Raw genomic sequence first — 20,763 nt, 5'->3', positions numbered from 1 at the left:
AGGTCTATAAATGATATAATAAAAAAGAAAATAAATAGGTGGTGATTATATTGTCAATTCTTGAAAAGATTGTTCAAACTGAAAAAAATATTGAAGAAAATATTAAAAAGGCTGAACAAGATGCAATAAATCTTATATCAAATGCCCGTGATAAAAGTAATGAGGAAGCTATTTCAATTAAGAAGGAAGCAGACTTGAAGATAAAAGAACTAAATCAAAAATTAGAAAAAGAAGTAAAAGCTATTAAACTTGATTTAGAGCAAAAGTTAAATAAACAACAAAAAGAACTTGAAGATTTAGTAAAAAGTAAAGTAAGTGGTGTTGTTGATTTAATGTATAAAGAGGTTATGGCAGAATGATTGTTAAAGTAAAAAAGGCAAAAATCTTTGTAATGGAAGAAAATACTGCCGATTTATTATTAACATTACAAAAAAATGAAATATTTATGGCAACAAGTAAACTTGATGCCAAAAGTATTGATGTGAAGGAAGAGCAAGATATTATTGTTAGGGCAACAAATGTCTTGGAAAAACTTTCAAAGTATATGGAAAAAAAGCCATTCTTTGATTATTTTACTGTACCATACGAACAATTTATAAATGAAGATGAGAAAAGACTTAATCTTTTATCATCACTTGAAAACAATTTTGATGAAATAGTAAGTTTAAAGGATAAAATCAAGAATTTATCAAATGAACTTAATCTTCTAAATCCTTTTAAAAATATGAACTATATAACAAAGGATTTAAATAAAACAATTTATGTATCATTTATTTTTGGTTTCATTAAAGAGACTGAACTTGATTCAACATCTAACTTCTTAAAGGAAAATAGTGCTGAATTTGAAAAATATGAACTAACAGATCTTGGTTATCCCGTGGTAATTGCTGTTGATAAAGATAACTATGATGTTGTTTTAGAAGAGTTGAATAAACTTAACTTTAATCAAATTAATTTACCATCACTAGATGTTAAAGTAATAGAAAGATTAGATCAGATTAGTGAATTAATCAATAATTATTCAGAAAAGATTGCTTATATTGAGACAGAATTAAAAACTAATAAAACAAATGATTTAGAACTTAAAATATTAATTGATCAATTAACAGCAAAGATTGAAAGAATGACAGTTGGTTTCTTAAAAACTGAGGAAACAGTTTATATTGAAGGTTATGTTAGAGAAGATATGGTAGATAGGTTACATGAAGTTGTTAAAAGTGTAACTACTGAATATGACTTAGATATTACTGATCCAGGAGCAAATGAGGAAGTTCCAACAGCAACTAAAAATAATACATTTGTTAAAAATCATGAAGTTATTACAAACATGTATTCAGTACCAAGTACTAATGATGTTGATCCAAACCCAGTGATGTCAGTTTGGTATTTCTTAATTTTTGGTATTATGATGGGTGATGTTGGCTACGGGCTATTAATGGTTGTATTACTCGGTCTTTTTATTAAGTTAAAAAAACCAAAAGGAACATTTAGTCAATTAGTTCACGTTTTATATTATGCCGGCTATACATCAATTTTTGCCGGAATTATCTTTGGTAGTGTCTTTGGCTTTAGTGTTGATTTTATTAGTTATATTGGTAAAATCTTTGGTCAAGATAACTGGAAATCATTTTCAATGATGGATAATATTCTAACGATGTTAATACTATCAATTGGAATAGGAGTATTACACTTAACATCAGGACTTGTCTTAAAAGTTAAAGTTTCATTAAAACATAATGATATCTTAACTGCACTTGCTGACGGCTTTAGTTGGATCTTTATTTTAGTTGGTGGAAGTATTGCTGTTATATTTGCAACTTTAGTTAAAGTTAATATACTAATGTATATTGGATTAGGATTTGTTGCAATTGGCTTTATCTTTATATTAGCACTTGCTGGTAGAGAGAAAAAAGGCGCATTTAGTAAAGTTGCTAGTGGGTTAGGTGGATTATATAATTCTGCCAACTATCTAAGTGATTTACTAAGTTATTCAAGAATTTTAGCTCTTGCATTATCATCAGCAGTTATCGCTGAGACAATGAATACATTAGCAGCATTAGTTCAAGGGAACTTTGTTGGTATAATATTCTCAGTTTTAATTTATCTTATTGGACATACATTTAACTTTGCGATGGGAATGTTATCAGCATATGTTCATGACTCAAGATTACAATATATTGAATTTTTCGGTAAATTCTATGAAGGTGGCGGGACAGAATTTATGCCACTTAAATTTGATACAAAACATATAAATGAAATTACATATTAGGAGGAAATAAAAATGGATCAAGGATTATTTATAGCATTAATAGGAATATTTTTAAGTACAGCATTAGCTGGAGCAGGTTCAGCAATTGGTGTATCTATTGCAGGACAAGCAGGTACAGGAGTTTTATCAGAAAAACCTGAATTATTTGGACGTGTGTTAATTTTACAAGCTCTACCAGGAACGCAAGGTATTTATGGATTCTTAATGTCAATTTTACTATTACAAAAAGTTGGTTTATTAGGTGGTACAGCAGTACCTGTTGATACAGTAATGGGATGGCGTTATTTTGCAGCAGCAATGCCAATTGCAATAGTTGGGTTAATTTCAGCTATCTATCAAGGTAAGGCAGCAGCTGGAGCAATTATGATGACTTCAAAAAGACCAAATATGTCAGCAAGTGGTATGACAATGACTGCTTTAGTTGAAACATATGCTATTTTAGCATTATTAGTGAGCATCTTGTTATATACTTCATTATAGGAGTATATTATGGCTATAACAATATATGATAAAATTGAACAAAGAGGTAATGAAAGAATTGAAAGAATTCTAAATGAAGCTAAAATTGAAGCAGATAGAATTAAAGAAGAAATACTTTCAAAAGCTCATAGTTCAAATGGTAGAAGAGTAAAGAAAGTTGAAGATGATGTTTTAAAACAAATTGAACATCAAAAGAAACTAGTTGAACTTGAAGTAAGACAGTCACTTTTAACCAATAAACAACAAATTTTAGATCAAATCTTTAAAGAGGTACTAGATAAAGTAGAAGCACTTGAAGGAAAAGATTTATTAAATTTTGTTATTAAACTAATAACAAAAGAAGGTTTTTATGGTAATGAAATTATTTTTACAAATAAAAACACATACGATAAATTATTAGCTGCATTATCAACTAACAAAAAAGGTGAATTAACAGAACTAGATTTATTAAATAAAAAAATAGGTAAAAATTTTAAATTAAGTAATAAATTGGTAAATATCAATAACGGATTTTTAATTGAAGGTACTGAGTATGATTTAAGTTTTGAATTTAGTGAAATCGTAAATAAAGTTAGAATGAAAAATGAAAAAGCAATTTCTTTAGAATTGTTCAAGTAAGGATGATAATATGAATAAAACATTTTTAAACGGATTTTATCAAGCAAAAACAACTAATTTAATTCCGTTTGATTCATATTTCAATTTAAATAAATTACAAGGAAAAGAGTTTCTTGAATACTTAAAAAATAATAATATCGGTTTAGGAAGTACTTACGCAAATATTGATGAAGTACTAAACCAAGATTTGTTAAATGTTAGAGAAGAACTAAATTCTCTTACTAAACTTAGTATTTTTGGAAATGTATTTTTCATGGATCATGATTTAACTAATTTTAAAATTATTTACAAAAGTATTAAGTATGATTTAGCAATCGACGATTTAGATTTAGTTGGTAAATTTAGAGGAGAAGAGTTAATTCAGTTTTTCAAATATGATAATAATTTATTAATTGATCAAGAAGATTTAAAAGTTTTAATATTAATTAAAGATAATTTAACAGGAAATATTAAAGTTGACTTAGAACTAATTGAATCAATCTATTATAACTATTATTACAATCTTGTAAAAGAAGATTACCCTTCATTAGAGGCCTTCTTGGGATATAAAAGATTTGTTAATAATTTAAATCTATTATTTAAATTTAGACTTAAAGATGAATCACTTTTAAACTTTAGCAATTTATTATTAGCTGAAAAACATGTTGATAAAGATACATGGATTAATTTATATACTAAAACTGAAGAAGAAATTATAAGCTATTTTGAACTTAAGTTTTATGGTAAGTTAGTTCCTGGAATAAAAAAGTATTTTAGTGATAAAACACTTACTGAACTAATTAAAAATATTAATGAAGTTAATGATGACTTAATAACTAAAATTAGTTTTGATAAAAATAATTTAGGATCACTAGTTTCATATATACATTTAAAGTTAAAAGAAAATAACAGTTTAAGGTGGTCATATTATGAAAAATAATGAGTCTATTGTTTGTCTAGGTCATGATGAAAATGCGTTACTCTTTAATTCAAGTGGAATTAGAGGAATAGTAGTTAAAGATAGATCTAAATTATTAGATGAAATTAATTTATTAATTAAAAATGATATTAAGATAATTTTAATTTCTGATAACTTTAAAAAAGAGGTTGAAGAAGTTAGAAATGAATTAAATGGTGTATATCCAATATTTTTACTATTACCACTTGATGGTATAAGTAAAGATGGTGTTGAACAAATAAGAAAAGATGTTGAACGGGCAACCGGAATCAACTTATTTTAAAGGGAGGTTCTAAATGAGTTTAAATAAAAATGTAGGAATTATTACTAAAGTATCTGGCCCTTTAATTGTTGCTAAAAATATGGCTAGTGTTCAAGTTTATGACGTTGTCAAAGTTAGTGATAAAAAGTTAACTGGTGAAGTTATTGAACTAAGAGGTGATTTGGCATCAATTCAAGTATATGAAGAAACAGCAGGAATTGGACCAGGAGAGCCGGTTTATTTAACAAATCAAGTTTTATCTGTTGAACTTGGACCGGGTTTAATTGGTAGTATTTTTGATGGTATTCAAAGACCTTTAGAAGAAATATATAAAATAGATAAAAAGATTATTCCAGCTGGAATTGATATTCCAGCATTGAACTATGAAAAGAAATGGGATTTTAAACCAGTTGCTAAAATTGGAGATATGTTAATTGGTGGTGACGTGTTTGGTTTAGTTGATGAAACTAAAGTGGTAAAACATAAAATTATGGTTCCACCAAATATTAGTGGTAAAGTAGTATTTATTGATAGTGGGTTAAAAACTGTAACTGATACTGTTTTAAAATTAGAGGATAAAAATGGAAAAGTCCATGATGTCTCAATGAGACAGTTTTGGCCAGTTAGAAAAAAACGTCCATACAATAAAAAAATATCACCAAACAAACCAATGATTACTGGACAAAGAGTTATTGATACATTATTTCCAATTGCAATCGGAGGGGTTGCAGCTATTCCTGGACCATTTGGTTCTGGTAAAACTGTAGTTCAACACCAACTTGCAAAATGGAGTGATGCTGATATTATTGTTTATGTTGGTTGTGGTGAACGTGGTAATGAAATGACAGACGTATTAATGGAGTTCCCTGAACTAAAAGATCCAAAAACAGGAGAATCATTAATGGAGCGTACAATTCTTATTGCAAATACTTCAAACATGCCAGTTGCTGCGCGTGAAGCAAGTATTTACACAGGTATTACAATTGCTGAATATTACCGCGATATGGGATACAAAGTTGCTTTAATGGCTGATTCAACCTCAAGATGGGCAGAAGCTCTAAGAGAAATGAGTTCACGTCTTGAAGAAATGCCAGGTGAAGAAGGATATCCAGCATATCTATCTTCAAGAATTGCTGAGTTCTATGAAAGAGCAGGACTAGTTGATGTTTTAGGTAACAGAAATGAAGAAGGTGCTGTTACTGTAATTGGTGCGGTATCACCTCCAGGTGGAGATACATCAGAACCTGTTAGCCAGGCTACTTTGAGAATTGTTAAAGTATTCTGGGGATTAAGTGCACAACTTGCATATCGTAGACACTTCCCAGCTATTGACTGGTTAAAGAGTTATTCATTATATCAAAGTGATATGGTTGGATATTTTGAAGATACTGTTTCACCAGAATGGCCAATTCTTGTTAATCGTGTAAAAACAATTTTACAAGATGAATCACAGTTAGAAGAAATTGTAAGATTAGTTGGATTTGATTCATTAAGTAAAGAAGATCAAGTTAAGATGTTAGTTGCTCAAATGATTAGAGAAGACTACTTACATCAAAATGCTTTTGATGATGTCGATACATATTCATCAACAATTAAGCAATTTAATATGATGAAGATTATTTTACATTGGTTCGATAGTGCAATAAATGCTCTTAAGAATGGTGTTAAATATAGTGATATTGAATTAAGTAAAGCAAGAGATTTAATCGGAAGATTTAAATATATTTTAGAAGCTAATGTTGATAGTGAAATTATTAAATTAGAAAAATTAATTAATGAAGAATTTAATAAAGGAGGTAATAACTAATGGCAATTAAAGAATTTAAAAATGTCAAAGAAGTTGTTGGTCCTTTAATGCTTGTTGATAAAGTAAGTGGTGTTAAATACGACGAACTTGTTCAAGTTAAACAAGCAGATGGCACAGTTAAGTATGGTAAAGTTTTAGAAGTAGATAATGATACAGCTGTTGTTCAGTTATTTGAAAGTAGTCAAGGTTTAAAAATTGATGATGCTAAAGTTGTATTCCTAGGTCATGGTGTTGAGCTTAGTCTATCTCCTGATATCTTAGGACGTGTTTTTGATGGAATGGGTAATCCAACAGATAACAAAGGTGCAATTATTCCAGAACAAAGAAGAGATATTAATGGTAGTCCATTAAATCCAGTTGCTCGTGATTTTCCAAGTGAATTTATTCAAACTGGTATTTCAGCAATTGATGGACTAAACACATTAGTTCGTGGTCAAAAGTTACCAATCTTCTCAGGATCAGGATTACCACACTCAAAGTTAGCAGCACAGATTGCTAGACAAGCAACAGTACGTGGTGATAATGAAGAGTTTGCGGTAGTATTTGCGGCAATTGGTATTACATTTGAAGAAGCAGAATACTTTATCGAAGACTTTAAAAGAACGGGTTCAATTGAACGAACAGTACTATTTATTAACTTAGCAAATGACCCAGCAATTGAACGTATTTCTACTCCTAGAATGGCAATTACTGCTGCTGAATATTTATCAGAAGAACTAGGTATGCATGTATTAGTTATCTTAACAGACTTAACTAACTATGCTGAATCACTAAGAGAAATTTCAGCTGCTAGAAAAGAAGTTCCAGGTAGAAGAGGATATCCAGGTTATATGTATACTGACCTTGCTTCACTTTATGAAAGAGCAGGTAGAATTAGAGGTAAAAAAGGATCAATCACTCAAATTCCAATTTTAACAATGCCTGAAAATGATATTACACACCCAATTCCTGACCTTACAGGATATATTACAGAAGGACAAATTATTGTTTCTAAAGAATTAAACCTTAGAAACTTAACACCACCAATCGATGTTTTACCATCACTTTCAAGACTTAAAGATAAAGGGATTGGTAAGGGTAAGACTAGAGAAGATCATGCAAACGTGATGAACCAAATGTTCTCATCTTATGCACGTGGAAAAGAAGCTAAAGAATTATCCACAATTTTAGGTGAAGCAGCTCTTTCAAATATTGATAAATTATATGCAAAATTTGCTGATTTATTTGAATCAGAATATATTTCTCAAGGATTTGAAACAAACCGCACAATTGAGGAAACATTAGATCTAAGCTGGGAGTTACTAAGAATATTACCTACAAGTGAATTAAAACGAATTAGTAGTGAGAATATTGAAAAATATTATTACAAAAAGGAGTAAGATAAATGAAAGTAGGTAACCACAGTAATCCAACTAGAATGGAACTAATGAAACTAAAGAATAAACTTTCAATGACAAGGAGAGGTCATAAGTTACTTAAAGACAAACAAGATGAATTAATCCATCAGTTTGTTAAAATAGTTCATGAAACAAAAGAGTTACGTGAATTAGTTGATAATACAATGACTAATCTAGTTGGTAAGTTTGAAACAGTAAAACGTAAAAGATCTTTAGTGAACATTTATGAAATGTTGATGGTTCCAAGTAGTAATTTGGAAGTTAAATACGAAACAAGTAGTATTATGGCTGTAGTTATTCCAAAAATTGATTTAGTAGAAAATAATCTAACAAATGATAAAACATTTAGTGATTTATCAGCACCGATTGAAATTGATTTTATCGATAAAGATATTAAAAGTTTTCTTCCTAAAATTATTTTACTCGCTGAATTAGAACAAAAAATTAGATTAATGGCTGATGAGATTGAAAAAGTAAGAAGAAGAGTAAACGTCATTGAACACGTTTTAGTTCCGGAGATTACTGAAGAGATTAAGTCAATTAGAATGAAACTAGATGAAAACGAGAGAAGTAACACAGTTCGTATTATGAAAAGTAAAGATATTGTTGTTAAAAAAATGCTTGAAGATAGAGCGAAAAATATTAATAAATAGGGTTTTCCCTATTTATTTTTATATAAAGGAGTTTTATGAAACTAATAATTGCAACTCATAATGAAAATAAAGTAAATGAATTTAGAAAATTACTTAATGAAAAAGTAACAGTCTTATCCTTAAGTGATTTAAATGATTTTGAAGATATTATTGAAGATGGTAAGACTTTTTTTGAAAATTCAAAAATTAAATCTCTTGGTATATCAAATAAATATGAGGGTTACTTCGTATTAGCTGATGATTCTGGTATTGAAATTGAAGAACTTAATAATTTACCAGGAATATATTCAGCAAGATATAGTGGAGGTGGTGACATAGCAAATAATTTAAAAGTTTTAAGTGAACTTGAAGGTAAAACAAATAGAAAAGCCAGATTTATTTGCCATTTAACACTTGCATATAATGGTAAACTTTTAAATGATTATCTAGGGGTTTGGGAAGGAACTATTACAAATGAGATTAAAGGAAGTAATGGTTTTGGATATGATTCAATATTTATACCAGAAGGATTAAATATAACAGCAGGAGAGATGGATCGAGATTTAAAAAATAGTATGTCTCACCGTAATATTGCAACTTTAAAATTTGTTAATGATTTTTTGAATAATAAATACTTATGATATAATATATTAGATTAAATAATTAGATATAAGAGGTAATCAAAATGAAAAATAATATAGCAATGATCGGGTTAGCTGTTATGGGTGAAAATCTTGCAATGAATATTGAGAGCAAAGGTTTTTCTGTTTCAGTTTATGATATTGATTCAAATAGAGTTACTGATTTTATAAGTACAAGAGGAAAAAATAAAAATATTTTAGCTACATATAGCTTAGAAGAATTAGTAAAAAGCCTAGAAAAACCAAGAAAAATTATGATGATGATTAGAGCAGGAGATCCTATCGATCAAGTTATAAAAAATTTATTACCATACTTAGATGAAAATGATATTATAATTGATGGTGGTAATTCAAACTACTTAGATACAATTAGAAGATCTAAAATGTTAATGGAAAAAAATATTCAATTCGTTGGTGCAGGTGTATCAGGCGGTGAAGAAGGTGCACTAAATGGACCAAGCATTATGCCAGGTGGACCAGCTAGTGCAATTAATCATATTCTTCCGATCTTTAAAGCAATTTCAGCAGATGTTAATGGTGATAAATGTTCAGAGTGGATGAGTACAGATGGTTCAGGACATTTTATCAAAATGGTTCATAATGGTATCGAATATGGTGATATGCAACTTATTACTGAAACATATAATATTATGAAAGATATTTTAAAAATTGATTTTGATGAAATGAGCGAAATTTTTAACTCATGGAATAATGGTAAACTAAATAGCTACTTAGTTGAAATAACAAGTAATATTTTAAAATTTAAAGATCAAGATAATTTACCACTTGTTACTAAAATATTAGATAAAGCAGGTCAAAAAGGAACAGGTAAATGGACAGCAATCTCTTCATTAGAGGAAAATGTACCATTAACTCTAATAACAGAAGCTGTTTATGCAAGAATCATTTCAAGCAAAAAAGAAGAGAGAGTTAGAGCTAACGAATTTTACGGTAATTTAGAAATAAAGAGTAGTGTTAATAAAGATGAGTTTATTAAACACTTAGAAAATGCCTTATATGTAGCAAAGATTATCTCGTATGCGCAAGGATTTGATTTAATTAAAGAGGCTTCTAAAACACATAATTGGGACTTTAATTATTCAAATATTGCTAAGATATGGCGTGGTGGATGTATTATTAGATCTGGATTTTTAAATAATATCATGGATGCTTATAACAACAATCCAAGTCTTGAAAATTTATTAATGGATGCTTATTTTGTTAATGAAATAAAAGAAAGAATTAATTCATTTAGAATTGTATTAAGTGAGGCAATCTTAAATGGAATTCCAACACCAACTCTAAGTAGTGCACTTAGTTATTTTGATTCATATACAAAATCACTCTTACCAACAGGCTTAATTCAAGCACAGAGAGATTATTTTGGTGCACATACATATGAAAGACTTGATAAAAAAGATGGAGAGTTTTTCCATACCAATTGGACGGGTAGAGGCGGAACAACCAAGTCAACAACATATAATAAATAATTAATTAAGACAAATTTGGTTTATAAACTAAATTTGTTTTTTAATGTCGTAAATTAAATAAATCTAAATAATATGATATAATTAATTAGTGATAAAGAGGGTGAATTTAAATGATTAAGGTAAATAATTTAACATTTAATTATAATAAAAATACTGAAGCCATTAAAAATATTAGCTTAATGGTAAAAAAAGGCAAATGGATTTCAATAATTGGTCATAATGGATCAGGTAAATCAACATTTGCCAAACTATTAATAGGTCTTTTATTACCTAATGAAGGCGAAATAATAATCGATGATATAGTCTTAAATGAACAAACCGTTCATGATATAAGAAAAAAAATAGGTATTGTATTTCAAAATCCAGATAACCAGTTTGTTGGTTCTACCGTAAAATACGATATTGCTTTTGGTCTTGAAAATCAACAACTTTCATCAAAGGAAATTAATAAACTAGTCTTAGAGTATGCTAGATTTGTTGGAATGGAAGATTACTTAGATAAAGAACCACATAACTTATCAGGTGGACAAAAGCAGAGAGTTGCTATTGCAGGAGCACTTGCAATGCAACACGATATTATTATTTTAGATGAAGCAACTTCAATGTTAGATCCAAAAGGAACTAACGAAATTATCGATTTAATTAAAAAAGTAAATAAAGAAAAAGAAAAAACAGTAATTACAATTACCCATGATTTATCACTGGCTAATTTAAGTGACTATATTTTTGTATTTAAAGACGGGAATTTAGTTCTTGAAGGCTCACCAAAAGAAGTATTTAAAGAAGAAGAAATATTAAAATCATCAAACTTAGAAATTCCTTTTTCATTAAGCGTTTATAATGAACTTGCAAAAGATGAAAAGGTTGATAAGAATATATTGGAGGCATTATGGGAATACAATTTAAAAATGTAAGTCATGAGTACTTAAGTATTGGTAGAAGTGATAATGCCATTTCAAATATTAACTTAAATATCGAAAAAGAAGGAGAATTTATTGCAATTCTAGGTCATACGGGTGCTGGTAAATCAACACTAGTTCAACATATGAATGCTTTAATGTATCCAACTAGTGGTATTGTTACAGTATTTGGTCAAGATTTACCACCTAAAAAGCGTGAAAGAGTAAATCATTTAAGAAGAAAAGTTGGACTTGTTTTTCAGTTTCCAGAATATCAGTTATTTGAAAATACAATAATTGAAGATATTTCATTTGGGCCTAAAAACTTTAAAGAGACTAAAGAACATGCGCTAGAAAATGCAAAAAAGGCAGCTAAGCAAGTAGGACTGGATGAATCAATGTATGATAAATCACCATTTAGAATAAGTGGTGGACAAATGAGAAGAGTTGCTGTTGCAGGAATTCTTGCTATGGATCCTAGCATTTTAGTTTTAGATGAACCAACAAGAGGTCTGGACCCAAGAGGTCGTGATGAAATGATGGAAATATTTAATAACATACATGAAAATGAAAACAAGACAATAGTTTTAATTAGCCATGATATGGATATTGTAAGTAAATATGCAAAAAGAATTATTGTTCTTAAAGAAGGAAAAATTGTTTTTGATGGTTGTAAAGAAGACTTATTTAATCATAAAGATTTTGATTCATTTAACCTAGATTTACCGACACCACTTAAAATGATGAAATATTTAAGCGAAAAATTAAATATTGAGTATAAAGAGCTATATACACTAGAAGAATTAACTTCTTATTTAGAGGAGGTTAAGTTATGAATAATAAAATAAGTATTGGTCAGTATATACCAACTAACTCTATTTTACATAGACTAGATCCAAGAATAAAAATAATTAGTCTAGTATTAATGTTAGTCTCATTATTTTTAATTCCAATTAACTCTAACTTAAGTAGTTTAATTATGTTAGGATCACTTCTTGTTATTAGTTTTATATTAAACTTAGTAGCAAAAATTCCTTTTAAAAAAGTAATAAGAGGGTTAAAACCTTTAATATTTTTATTAACATTTACCTTTGTAATTCAGCTTTTTACAATTAAAGAAGGTAATCCAATCTTAAATGAAACTCTATACTTATCATTTTCAAGTATTGGTGCAATCTTAGTTTTATTAGTGCTTTACAATGTATTTAAAAGAGGTTTACCATTTAGAACGATATTATTTTTCGTTATAGTATTTTTAGTATTCTATCTACAATACTTACTTCCTTATGGGACTATTTATAAATATCAATTTGCCCCAACGGATGAAGGAATAATAAGAGGTTTATTCTTATTTGTCAGAATTATGATTACTGTTTTATTAACATCTCTTTTAACATTTACAACAATGACAACAGATCTAAATTTTGGATTTGAATCGATATTAAAACCACTTAAGATAATTAAAGTACCGGTTGATGTGTTCGCTATGATGTTATCTTTAATCTTAAGATATATTCCAACCCTTTTATTTGAAACAGATAAAATTATGAAAGCACAAGCATCAAGAGGACTTGATTTTAATGAAAGCAAGCTAAAAGACAAAATTAATCAAATGATTGCCTTACTTATTCCAATCTTTTTAATCTCAATTACAAGATCAGAAGAATTAAGTGATGCTATGGAAGCAAGAGGTTATGTAATTGGTCAAAGAAGAACAAGAATTGATGAGTATAAAATTAGCATAAAAGATATATTAACATTAACGTTTAGTATTTTAGTTATTACTGCAATTATCTTTATTAGGATTAAACTATAATGGAATATTATAGATATTTATTTCATGTAAGCTATGATGGAACTGATTATTCAGGTTTTCAAAGACAAGAAAACTCTAAATCAATTCAAGGAGAAATTGAGCGAGCATTAAAAGGAATGACTGCTAATAGCTATACAATTCATTCAGCAGGTAGAACTGATAAAGGTGTTCATGCCTTAGATCAGACATTCCATCTAGACTTACCATTTGAAATTGAGATAGATAAATGGATTAAAGGAATAAATTTTAGACTTCCAAGTGATATTAGAATTAATAAAATTAAACAAGTTGATAATAGATTTCACGCGAGACATAATGCAAAGTTTAGAGTATATGAGTATAAGATTGCGAAAAAGGAATCTGATATCTTTAATCAAAGATATGAGGTTTATATTGAAAATTTTAATATTGAATTAGCGATTGAAGCAAGTTTAAAGTTTATTGGAACAAAAGACTTTACCGGATTTAGTAAAATAAGTAAAGATAAAGAGCCAATTAGAACTATTACTGAAATTAGTGTAAAAGAGACTAAGGATTATTATTATTTCAAATTTGTTGGAATTAGTTTCTTAAGATATATGGTTAGATCAATTATGGGAACAATTATTGCCGTAGCAACTGATAAAATGAGTATTGAAGTAATTGATGAAATTTTTGAAACAAAAAATAGAATGCTTGCAGGAAAAACTGCAGAAGCAAAAGGATTATATTTTAAAAAAGTAATCTATTAAAATTAGGAGGAATTAAAATGTTTATTACATTTGAAGGTGGAGAAGGAACAGGAAAAACAACGTTGATTGCACTTGTAAAAAAGGAATTAGAAAGCAAGGGCTATAACGTTATTTTAACAAGAGAACCAGGAGGAAGTGGCTCTTTGTTTGCTGAGAGTATAAGACAGCTTGTTTTAGATCCCAAATATACAAATGTTAATCCATACACAGAAGCATTATTATACGCTGCTTCTAGGGCACAACACTTAGACGAAGTAATTCTTCCAGCACTTAAAAATAAAACAATTGTTTTATGTGATAGATATCTTGATAGCTCTTTAGCTTATCAAGCATTTGCAAGAGAACTTGGGTTAGATTTTATTTTAAATATTAATAAGTATGCGTTAGACCATTTACCTAATTTAACGTTTTACATTGATTTAGATCCGGAAATCGGATTAAAAAGAATTAAAGGAAGAGACAAGATTGATCGCTTAGATCAAGAAAAACTAACATTCCATCAAAAGGTAAGAAGTGGTTACTTAGAAGTAGCTAAAAAATTTGATGACCGTATTATGACAATTGATGGAGATCAGTCAATTGATAATATTGCAAAAATTATGTTAGATAGTATTATGAGTAAAATATGAGTAACTTAGATTTTTTTATTAAAGCTAAAGAAAAGAATCGTCTAACCCACCTTTATTTAATTACCGGAAGTATTGATGTAAATAAGAGAGATTTAGCGTTTGAAATAGCAAGTCTTATTTTATCTGACTTTGATAAGAGAGAAGATTTATTAAATATAATTCGTGATTTGAAACATAGTCAAGTATCTTTTATTAAACCAGATGGTTTAAGTATTAAGAAAGATCAAATACTAGAACTACAAAAAACATTTTCTAAAACATCGTTAGTTAATGCCCCAAGAATCTATATAATAGAGGATGTTGATGTAATTAGTATTCAGGCAGCTAATAGTTTACTTAAGTTTATGGAAGAGCCTGAAAATAGTAATGTATATGGAATACTACTTACTAATAATTTACAAAGTGTATTACCAACCATTACATCAAGAAGCCAAGTAGTAAGAGTTAATGCTAGTATTCTAAATGATATATACGAAACATTAATAAATGATGAAGTAGATGATTTTACTGCTAGAAATATTTCATTCTTGACTAGTGATCTTAATTTAGCAAAAAATTATTTAGATGACCCCAATATTATAGAAATTATTAACTATATTAAAGAACATATGGAAAATATCGATAATAAAAAATATCAACCATTAATAAGGGTAAATGAATTACTAAGTAACGTACTTATTAATAAAAATATTTATGTAACATTTTTAGATTTATTGCTAAGCAATTACTTAGATTTATTAAAATATTTGATAAAAGAAGAAAGTTATTTTAATTATAAAGTAGGTAAGAGTTTAACCTTAGGCAAAGTAATTAAAAAAACAAAGTATATTAAAGATGAAATAAGAAAACAAAGTGCCAATATTAATATCAGTCTATCACTAGATTTATTAATGGTTAACTTAAAGAAGTAGGTGTATTTATGGATATTGCTTTAATTCAGTTTAAAGAAGCTGGAAAGAAATATTATTTTAAGATTCCAGAACATTTAAAATTAAATGAAGGAGATAAAGTTATTTTAGAAACTACTGTAGGTCTAGAAATAGGCTTAGTTAGTTCGATTAAGGGTGAAGATGAACTAGAAGTATTAGATAACTTAAAACCAGTTGTTAGACTTGCTACAAAGAAAGATTTGGAGCATGAAGCTAAAAATCAAGCTGACGAAATATTAGTAATAGATGAAGTAAGAAAATTAATAAACAAATATGATTTAGATATGTTTGTTTTAAATGCTGAATATACTCTAGATAGAGCAAAACTAACAATCTATTTTAAAGCAGAAGAGAGAGTAGATTTTAGAGACTTAGTAAAAGACTTATCAGGATTATATCAAACTAGAATTGAACTTAGACAAATAGGACCAAGAGATGTTGCTAAAATAGTAGGTGGTATTGGCCCATGTGGTTTAGTACTTTGTTGTCAGTCATTTATTGGCGAGTTTGATGCTGTAACAATTAAAATGGCAAAAAACCAAGAATTATCATTAAATCCTAAAAATATTTCAGGTGTTTGTGGAAAACTTCTTTGTTGCTTAAAGTTTGAGGATGAAGTATATGGAATCTTGAAAAATGAGATGCCAGACTTAAATCAAAAAGTTAAATCTGAAAAAGGTGAAGGAAGAGTTATTGATATTAATTTTATTAGTAGTAAAGTTAAAATCAAGTATTTTGAAAATGATATTATCCCTGAATGGGTAGATTATAGAGAGTTAATTAAATAGTATGACTTTTCAAGTACTTACAAAAAACTTTAAATTAAATCAAACAAAAGAACAAGCTTTTAATACGGATACAATCCTTCTTGCAAATTTTATTAAAGTTCCTAAAGTGTGTAAAAATATTTTGGATATCGGAACAGGATCAGGAGTTTTAATGCTTGACTTAGCATTTAAAACAAATGCTAATATCTTTGGTGTTGAAATTCAAGAAAAAAGATTTATTCAAGCAAAAGAAAACATTATGCTAAATGATTTAAGTGAGAGATTAAAAGTATATAATAAGGATTTAAAAGAATTTAATAATAAGATATTATTTGACATGATTGTTTCAAATCCACCATTTTTTAAAGTTAATAACAATCAAAGATTAAGTGAAAATTTAGAAGATTTAATAGCAAGACATGAAGTAAGTCTTACACTAGAAGATTTAGTAAGTAATGTAAGTAGATTACTTAAGTATCGCGGAACCTTTTATTTAGTACATCGACCAGATCGATTAGAAGAAATTATTTATTTATTTAATAAATACAATATAGTTTTAAAGACCATAAGATTTGTTCATCCATATTTAGAGAGTAGGGCAAATCACGTTTTAATTAAAGGCATTAAAAATGGCAACTTAGGACTAGATGTCCTAAACCCTTTAATTATATATAAAGAAAAACATGAATTTACAGAAGAAATGAAAGAAATCATAGGTGATTTTTGATGCAAGAAAGTTTTAGAAATGATAAAAAAACTCTATACCTAGTTTCAACACCAATTGGTAATTTAAAAGATATTACTTATAGAGCAGTTGAAGTACTTAGTAATGTAGAAGTTATCTTTGCCGAAGATACTAGAACATCAATGCGTCTTTTATCACATTATAATATAAAAACAAAGATGAAATCATATCATGAGCATAATAAACTAGAAAAAGAAAATGATGTTCTTTGGTATTTGGAAAATGGATTTGATGTTGCTTTAATAAGTGATGCAGGAACTCCAGGTATTAGTGATCCAGGATTTGAAATTGCCAATAAAGTAATTGAAAAGGGCTTTAATGTATCTAGCATACCAGGTGCTACAGCAAGTATGACAGCACTTGTTTCATCAGGATTAAAAATGCAGCCTAATTTATTTTTAGGTTTCTTACCAAGAAAAGAAAGTGAAATTACTTTATTCCTAAATAAATATTTAACAGTAGATGCAACTCTAATTTTTTATGAATCACCATTTAGAATTGATAAAACAATCAATTATTTATTTGAAATACTAGGTGATAGAAGAGTAGTAATTGCTAGAGAGTTAACTAAAATATATGAAACTTTTATAAGAACAACATTAAAAGAAGCAATTAAAATAGAGTTTATAAATAAGGGTGAATATGTAATATTAGTAGAGGGATTTATTCAGGAAGAAAGTAATTTATCAGTTATTGATTTATTTGTTAAATATCAAAAACTAGGACTTGATGATATGACCAATATGAAGCTTATTGCTAAGGAACTTGGTATCTCAAAGAGGGAAGTTTATGATAAGATTAAGACTAATAAATAAGGTAGTTGCAATTAAATATTTTAATGTTATAATAAATATGTAAAATTGAATATGCGTTGAAGAAGAGTGTTATTAGATTAATTTTCAAAGAGAGTTTACGATTGGTGTGAGTAAATAAAATGGCTAGTAACTATGGCTTTGGAGCAATTTAGTCGATATGTAGGCTAAACGTAAGCTTGCGTTAAAAGTGTTGAGTGCTAGGAAACTAGAACTAAGGTGGTACCACGGAATATTTTCGTCCTTAATATTTTTTTGAGGGCGTTTTTTTTATAAAAAAAGGAGTGTTTATAATGAAGAAAAATTTTTATATTTCAACTGCAATTGCATATAGTTCAGCAATTCCTCATCTAGGGAATGTTTATGAAGCAATACTTGCTGATAGTATTGCAAGATTTAGAAGACTTGAAGGTTATAATGTCTACTTTCAAACAGGAACAGACGAACATGGTCAAAAAATAGAACAAAAAGCAATTGATAATGAAATTACCCCACAAGTATATGTTGATCAAATAACTAATGAAATTAAAAGAATATATAATACAATGAATATTAGCTATGACAAATTTGTAAGAACTACAGATAGTAATCATGTTAATGCAGTTCAAAATATCATAGATAGATTACTAGCCCAAGATGATATTTATTTAGGTAAATATGAAGGATGGTATTCGGTTGCTGATGAATCATATATTTCTGAAAATGATATCGTAGACGGCAAGGGACCTAGCGGAGATACGCCGGTTTGGACAGTTGAAGATGTATATTTCTTGAGACTATCAAAATATCAAGATAGACTTATCGAACATATTAAAAATAATGATTCATTTATTATGCCAGAATCTAGAAAAAATGAAATGTTAAATAATTTCTTAAAAGATAAGTTACCAGACCTTTCAATTTCAAGGACATCATTTAAATGGGGAATTCCATTTAATTTCGATAAAAATCATGTTACTTATGTTTGGATCGATGCTTTAAGTAATTACTTAACTGGTCTAGGTTTTAATGGATTAAATAGTAGTGTTATGATGGATGAATTCTGGCCAGCTGATATTCACTTAATTGGTAAAGATATTTTAAGATTCCATACTATTTACTGGCCAATCTTATTAATGGCATTAAATATTGAATTACCAAAAACTGTATTTGGTCATCCTTGGTTATTGTTTGATAAATCTAAGATGAGTAAATCAACTAATAATGTAGTTTATACAGATGAGTTATTAAAACATTTTAAAACAGATGTAATTAGATATTATGTGCTTCATGAAATACCATATGGACAAGACGGTAATTATACTCATGAATTAATTATTGAAAGAAACAATAGTGATTTAGCAAATACAATTGGTAATTTAGTAAATAGAACAATTGGAATGGTTAATAAGTATCGTGGTGGTAAATTTAAGAAAGTTATGTTAGATGAACCTTTTGAATTAAATTTAAAAGAAAAGTCATTAGAAATGTTGCCAAGAATGATAAAGCATATGGAAACTTATCATGTTTCTGATGCATTAGAAGAAGTATTAATTTTATCTAGAGCAGCAAATAAATATATTGATGTATCAAAACCATGGGAATTAGTGAAAGATACAGATAAACCTGAAGTATTAGATCATGTGTTATATACATTATTAGAAACAATAAGATTTGTAGCAGTTGGACTAAAAGCATTTATTCCTGAAACTGCAGATAAGATTATTAAGATGTTAAATATTAAAGATGAATCATTTGAAAGTTTAGAAGAATTTGGACAATACAGTGAAACACTGTTTAATGAAGCAGAAGTATTGTTTGAAAGATATGATATTATTAAAAAAATAGAGGAGATTGCATCAGATTCATGAAAAAAATAAAGAACTTTATTAGTTCACCCTTCTTTAGTGAGAAAGTTTTTCCAGAAATTAAAAGATTTTTAGCCGTTGTCTTTTTTACAATGATTTATGGTTTTGGTGTATCTTGGTTTTTAGAACAATCAGCTGTACCAATGTATACAGGTGGTATTCCTGGGATAGCTCAGGTTGTAAGAGATATTATTGTAAAATCAAATCCAGATTTTAATGGCGATATCTTTATGTCATTGTTTATTGTTACTGCAAACATTCCAATACTAATTCTTGGTTGGTTTGGAGTTTCAAAGAGATTTACAATATATAGTTTAGTATCAGTTGTTATTCAGTCAGTTGTTATTGGGATTATACCTAAAGTTGATTTAGGGTTAAATGATCCTTCACATGCATTACTAGCATCAGTGTTAGGTGGTTTATTAATTGGTGTTGGTGTTGGTGGTGCCTTAAAGTATGGAACATCAACAGGTGGATTTGATATTGTTGCACAGTACTGGTCATTTAAAAAAGGACAATCAGTTGGATTTATCTCAATGACCTTAAATATTGTTATTGCGACAGCAGGGGCGTTAATTACTGGTGGTAAAGTTCATGGTGGTGTACAAATTGGAGCAGGTTTAGTGTTTTCATATACAATGGTTAGACTTATTGTAACAACTCTTGCAACTGATAAAGTTCATACAGCATACCATTATTTATCAGTTGAGATTATTACTGAAAACCCACTTGAAATTATTGAAAGTGTCTTATACAAGATGGGACGTGGCGTTACCCTTACAAAGGTGAGTGGGGCTTACTCTAATGTTGAAAAGACAAAAATAATGGTTGTAATTTCAAGTTATGAGCTACAGTCAATGTTAGAGATTATTAATAAAATTGATCAAAAAGCATTTGTTATCTCAAGACCAGTTAAAAATGTACATGGTAATTTCAAACGTAAAAGAATTGCATAATAAGCATTTAGAGTTCAGTTATTTAAATGACTGAATTCTTTTTATATGGCTTGCTTGCTTGATATTTTCATCTATGGTAAAATAAGGAAAAGGTAGGAT

Annotated in this window: 22 protein-coding genes and 1 other annotated feature; all 22 genes read left to right on the top strand. The window is 28.3% G+C overall.

The window, feature by feature from the left end; all coding sequences use genetic code 11:
* Window positions 1-50 precede the first annotated feature (50 nt).
* The 22 genes from T352_RS0105350 (at window position 51) to T352_RS0105245 (ending at window position 20,664) form a co-directional block, all read left to right on the top strand.
* Window positions 51-359 (top strand): hypothetical protein, encoded by a 309-nt coding sequence (locus T352_RS0105350; RefSeq protein WP_162151222.1) that lies wholly within the window; start codon window positions 51-53, stop codon window positions 357-359.
* Window positions 356-2,269, top strand: a complete 1,914-nt coding sequence (locus tag T352_RS0105345) for a V-type ATP synthase subunit I (protein ID WP_026392079.1) — start codon at window positions 356-358, stop codon at window positions 2,267-2,269. Before T352_RS0105350 ends, T352_RS0105345 begins: the two co-directional genes overlap by 4 nt.
* 12 nt (window positions 2,270-2,281) lie before the next feature.
* Entirely contained in the window at window positions 2,282-2,749 is a 468-nt protein-coding gene (locus T352_RS0105340) for a V-type ATP synthase subunit K (RefSeq protein ID WP_026392078.1), read from the top strand.
* A 9-nt stretch (window positions 2,750-2,758) separates the two neighbouring features.
* Window positions 2,759-3,367 carry a V-type ATP synthase subunit E gene (locus T352_RS0105335; RefSeq protein ID WP_026392077.1) on the top strand — a complete coding sequence of 203 codons (609 nt, stop codon included), beginning with the start codon at window positions 2,759-2,761 and terminating at the stop codon, window positions 3,365-3,367.
* 10 nt (window positions 3,368-3,377) lie between these two features.
* A complete protein-coding gene (locus T352_RS0105330; protein ID WP_026392076.1) occupies window positions 3,378-4,286 on the top strand; it encodes a V-type ATPase subunit in 909 nt (302 codons plus the stop codon).
* A complete protein-coding gene (locus tag T352_RS0105325) occupies window positions 4,276-4,587 on the top strand; it encodes a V-type ATP synthase subunit F (protein WP_026392075.1) in 312 nt (103 codons plus the stop codon). The genes T352_RS0105330 and T352_RS0105325 overlap by 11 nt, the downstream gene beginning before the upstream one ends.
* Window positions 4,588-4,600: 13 nt before the next feature.
* Entirely contained in the window at window positions 4,601-6,373 is a 1,773-nt protein-coding gene (locus T352_RS0105320) for a V-type ATP synthase subunit A (RefSeq protein WP_026392074.1), read from the top strand.
* A complete protein-coding gene (locus T352_RS0105315; protein ID WP_026392073.1) occupies window positions 6,373-7,752 on the top strand; it encodes a V-type ATP synthase subunit B in 1,380 nt (459 codons plus the stop codon). Before T352_RS0105320 ends, T352_RS0105315 begins: the two co-directional genes overlap by 1 nt.
* A gap of 5 nt (window positions 7,753-7,757) precedes the next feature.
* Complete coding sequence (locus tag T352_RS0105310; RefSeq protein ID WP_026392072.1) at window positions 7,758-8,423, top strand: V-type ATP synthase subunit D; 666 nt, start codon at window positions 7,758-7,760, stop codon at window positions 8,421-8,423.
* 35 nt (window positions 8,424-8,458) lie between these two features.
* Window positions 8,459-9,043 (top strand): RdgB/HAM1 family non-canonical purine NTP pyrophosphatase, encoded by a 585-nt coding sequence (gene rdgB / locus T352_RS0105305; protein ID WP_162151221.1) that lies wholly within the window; start codon window positions 8,459-8,461, stop codon window positions 9,041-9,043.
* A gap of 44 nt (window positions 9,044-9,087) precedes the next feature.
* A complete protein-coding gene (gene gnd / locus T352_RS0105300) occupies window positions 9,088-10,533 on the top strand; it encodes a decarboxylating NADP(+)-dependent phosphogluconate dehydrogenase (protein ID WP_035345464.1) in 1,446 nt (481 codons plus the stop codon).
* 110 nt (window positions 10,534-10,643) lie between these two features.
* Window positions 10,644-11,447: an energy-coupling factor transporter ATPase gene (locus T352_RS0105295; protein WP_026392069.1), complete on the top strand. Its 804-nt coding sequence runs from the start codon at window positions 10,644-10,646 to the stop codon at window positions 11,445-11,447.
* Window positions 11,423-12,268 carry an energy-coupling factor transporter ATPase gene (locus tag T352_RS0105290; RefSeq protein ID WP_162151220.1) on the top strand — a complete coding sequence of 282 codons (846 nt, stop codon included), beginning with the start codon at window positions 11,423-11,425 and terminating at the stop codon, window positions 12,266-12,268. Before T352_RS0105295 ends, T352_RS0105290 begins: the two co-directional genes overlap by 25 nt.
* Window positions 12,265-13,248: an energy-coupling factor transporter transmembrane component T family protein gene (locus T352_RS06965; RefSeq protein ID WP_026392067.1), complete on the top strand. Its 984-nt coding sequence runs from the start codon at window positions 12,265-12,267 to the stop codon at window positions 13,246-13,248. Before T352_RS0105290 ends, T352_RS06965 begins: the two co-directional genes overlap by 4 nt.
* A complete protein-coding gene (gene truA, locus T352_RS0105280) occupies window positions 13,248-13,979 on the top strand; it encodes a tRNA pseudouridine(38-40) synthase TruA (RefSeq protein WP_026392066.1) in 732 nt (243 codons plus the stop codon). Before T352_RS06965 ends, truA begins: the two co-directional genes overlap by 1 nt.
* A gap of 17 nt (window positions 13,980-13,996) precedes the next feature.
* Window positions 13,997-14,608, top strand: coding sequence for a dTMP kinase (tmk, locus tag T352_RS0105275; protein ID WP_210994360.1), 612 nt, complete (start codon window positions 13,997-13,999; stop codon window positions 14,606-14,608).
* On the top strand, window positions 14,605-15,519 hold the full coding sequence (locus T352_RS0105270) for a hypothetical protein (RefSeq protein WP_026392064.1): 915 nt from the start codon (window positions 14,605-14,607) through the stop codon (window positions 15,517-15,519). Before tmk ends, T352_RS0105270 begins: the two co-directional genes overlap by 4 nt.
* An 8-nt stretch (window positions 15,520-15,527) precedes the next feature.
* On the top strand, window positions 15,528-16,325 hold the full coding sequence (locus T352_RS0105265; protein ID WP_026392063.1) for a PSP1 domain-containing protein: 798 nt from the start codon (window positions 15,528-15,530) through the stop codon (window positions 16,323-16,325).
* A gap of 1 nt (window position 16,326) precedes the next feature.
* Window positions 16,327-17,031 carry a tRNA1(Val) (adenine(37)-N6)-methyltransferase gene (locus tag T352_RS06655; protein ID WP_162151219.1) on the top strand — a complete coding sequence of 235 codons (705 nt, stop codon included), beginning with the start codon at window positions 16,327-16,329 and terminating at the stop codon, window positions 17,029-17,031.
* Window positions 17,031-17,864, top strand: a complete 834-nt coding sequence (gene rsmI / locus T352_RS0105255) for a 16S rRNA (cytidine(1402)-2'-O)-methyltransferase (protein ID WP_026392062.1) — start codon at window positions 17,031-17,033, stop codon at window positions 17,862-17,864. Before T352_RS06655 ends, rsmI begins: the two co-directional genes overlap by 1 nt.
* Window positions 17,865-17,911: 47 nt before the next feature.
* Window positions 17,912-18,110, top strand: a binding site (T-box leader).
* A gap of 44 nt (window positions 18,111-18,154) precedes the next feature.
* Entirely contained in the window at window positions 18,155-19,711 is a 1,557-nt protein-coding gene (gene metG / locus T352_RS06650; protein ID WP_232361989.1) for a methionine--tRNA ligase, read from the top strand.
* Complete coding sequence (locus T352_RS0105245) at window positions 19,708-20,664, top strand: YitT family protein (protein ID WP_026392061.1); 957 nt, start codon at window positions 19,708-19,710, stop codon at window positions 20,662-20,664. The genes metG and T352_RS0105245 overlap by 4 nt, the downstream gene beginning before the upstream one ends.
* The last annotated feature ends 99 nt before the right edge of the window (window positions 20,665-20,763 follow it).

The organism is Haploplasma modicum ATCC 29102 (genome assembly GCF_000687835.1).
Lineage (GTDB): Bacteria > Bacillota_I > Bacilli_A > Acholeplasmatales > Acholeplasmataceae > Haploplasma > Haploplasma modicum.
This window is presented reverse-complemented; position numbering and strand designations above follow the sequence as displayed.

What these genes read in the sequence shown, in the direction of transcription:
- T352_RS0105345 (WP_026392079.1), top strand. Translation starts at nt 356, where the DNA reads ATGATTGTTAAAGTAAAAAAGGCAAAAATCTTTGTAATGGAAGAAAAT.
- T352_RS0105340 (WP_026392078.1), top strand. Translation starts at nt 2,282, where the DNA reads ATGGATCAAGGATTATTTATAGCATTAATAGGAATATTTTTAAGTACA.
- T352_RS0105335 (WP_026392077.1), top strand. Translation starts at nt 2,759, where the DNA reads ATGGCTATAACAATATATGATAAAATTGAACAAAGAGGTAATGAAAGA.
- T352_RS0105330 (WP_026392076.1), top strand. Translation starts at nt 3,378, where the DNA reads ATGAATAAAACATTTTTAAACGGATTTTATCAAGCAAAAACAACTAAT.
- T352_RS0105325 (WP_026392075.1), top strand. Translation starts at nt 4,276, where the DNA reads ATGAAAAATAATGAGTCTATTGTTTGTCTAGGTCATGATGAAAATGCG.
- T352_RS0105320 (WP_026392074.1), top strand. Translation starts at nt 4,601, where the DNA reads ATGAGTTTAAATAAAAATGTAGGAATTATTACTAAAGTATCTGGCCCT.
- T352_RS0105315 (WP_026392073.1), top strand. Translation starts at nt 6,373, where the DNA reads ATGGCAATTAAAGAATTTAAAAATGTCAAAGAAGTTGTTGGTCCTTTA.
- T352_RS0105310 (WP_026392072.1), top strand. Translation starts at nt 7,758, where the DNA reads ATGAAAGTAGGTAACCACAGTAATCCAACTAGAATGGAACTAATGAAA.
- rdgB (WP_162151221.1), top strand. Translation starts at nt 8,459, where the DNA reads ATGAAACTAATAATTGCAACTCATAATGAAAATAAAGTAAATGAATTT.
- gnd (WP_035345464.1), top strand. Translation starts at nt 9,088, where the DNA reads ATGAAAAATAATATAGCAATGATCGGGTTAGCTGTTATGGGTGAAAAT.
- T352_RS0105295 (WP_026392069.1), top strand. Translation starts at nt 10,644, where the DNA reads ATGATTAAGGTAAATAATTTAACATTTAATTATAATAAAAATACTGAA.
- T352_RS0105290 (WP_162151220.1), top strand. Translation starts at nt 11,423, where the DNA reads ATGGGAATACAATTTAAAAATGTAAGTCATGAGTACTTAAGTATTGGT.
- T352_RS06965 (WP_026392067.1), top strand. Translation starts at nt 12,265, where the DNA reads ATGAATAATAAAATAAGTATTGGTCAGTATATACCAACTAACTCTATT.
- truA (WP_026392066.1), top strand. Translation starts at nt 13,248, where the DNA reads ATGGAATATTATAGATATTTATTTCATGTAAGCTATGATGGAACTGAT.
- tmk (WP_210994360.1), top strand. Translation starts at nt 13,997, where the DNA reads ATGTTTATTACATTTGAAGGTGGAGAAGGAACAGGAAAAACAACGTTG.
- T352_RS0105270 (WP_026392064.1), top strand. Translation starts at nt 14,605, where the DNA reads ATGAGTAACTTAGATTTTTTTATTAAAGCTAAAGAAAAGAATCGTCTA.
- T352_RS0105265 (WP_026392063.1), top strand. Translation starts at nt 15,528, where the DNA reads ATGGATATTGCTTTAATTCAGTTTAAAGAAGCTGGAAAGAAATATTAT.
- T352_RS06655 (WP_162151219.1), top strand. Translation starts at nt 16,327, where the DNA reads ATGACTTTTCAAGTACTTACAAAAAACTTTAAATTAAATCAAACAAAA.
- rsmI (WP_026392062.1), top strand. Translation starts at nt 17,031, where the DNA reads ATGCAAGAAAGTTTTAGAAATGATAAAAAAACTCTATACCTAGTTTCA.
- metG (WP_232361989.1), top strand. Translation starts at nt 18,155, where the DNA reads ATGAAGAAAAATTTTTATATTTCAACTGCAATTGCATATAGTTCAGCA.
- T352_RS0105245 (WP_026392061.1), top strand. Translation starts at nt 19,708, where the DNA reads ATGAAAAAAATAAAGAACTTTATTAGTTCACCCTTCTTTAGTGAGAAA.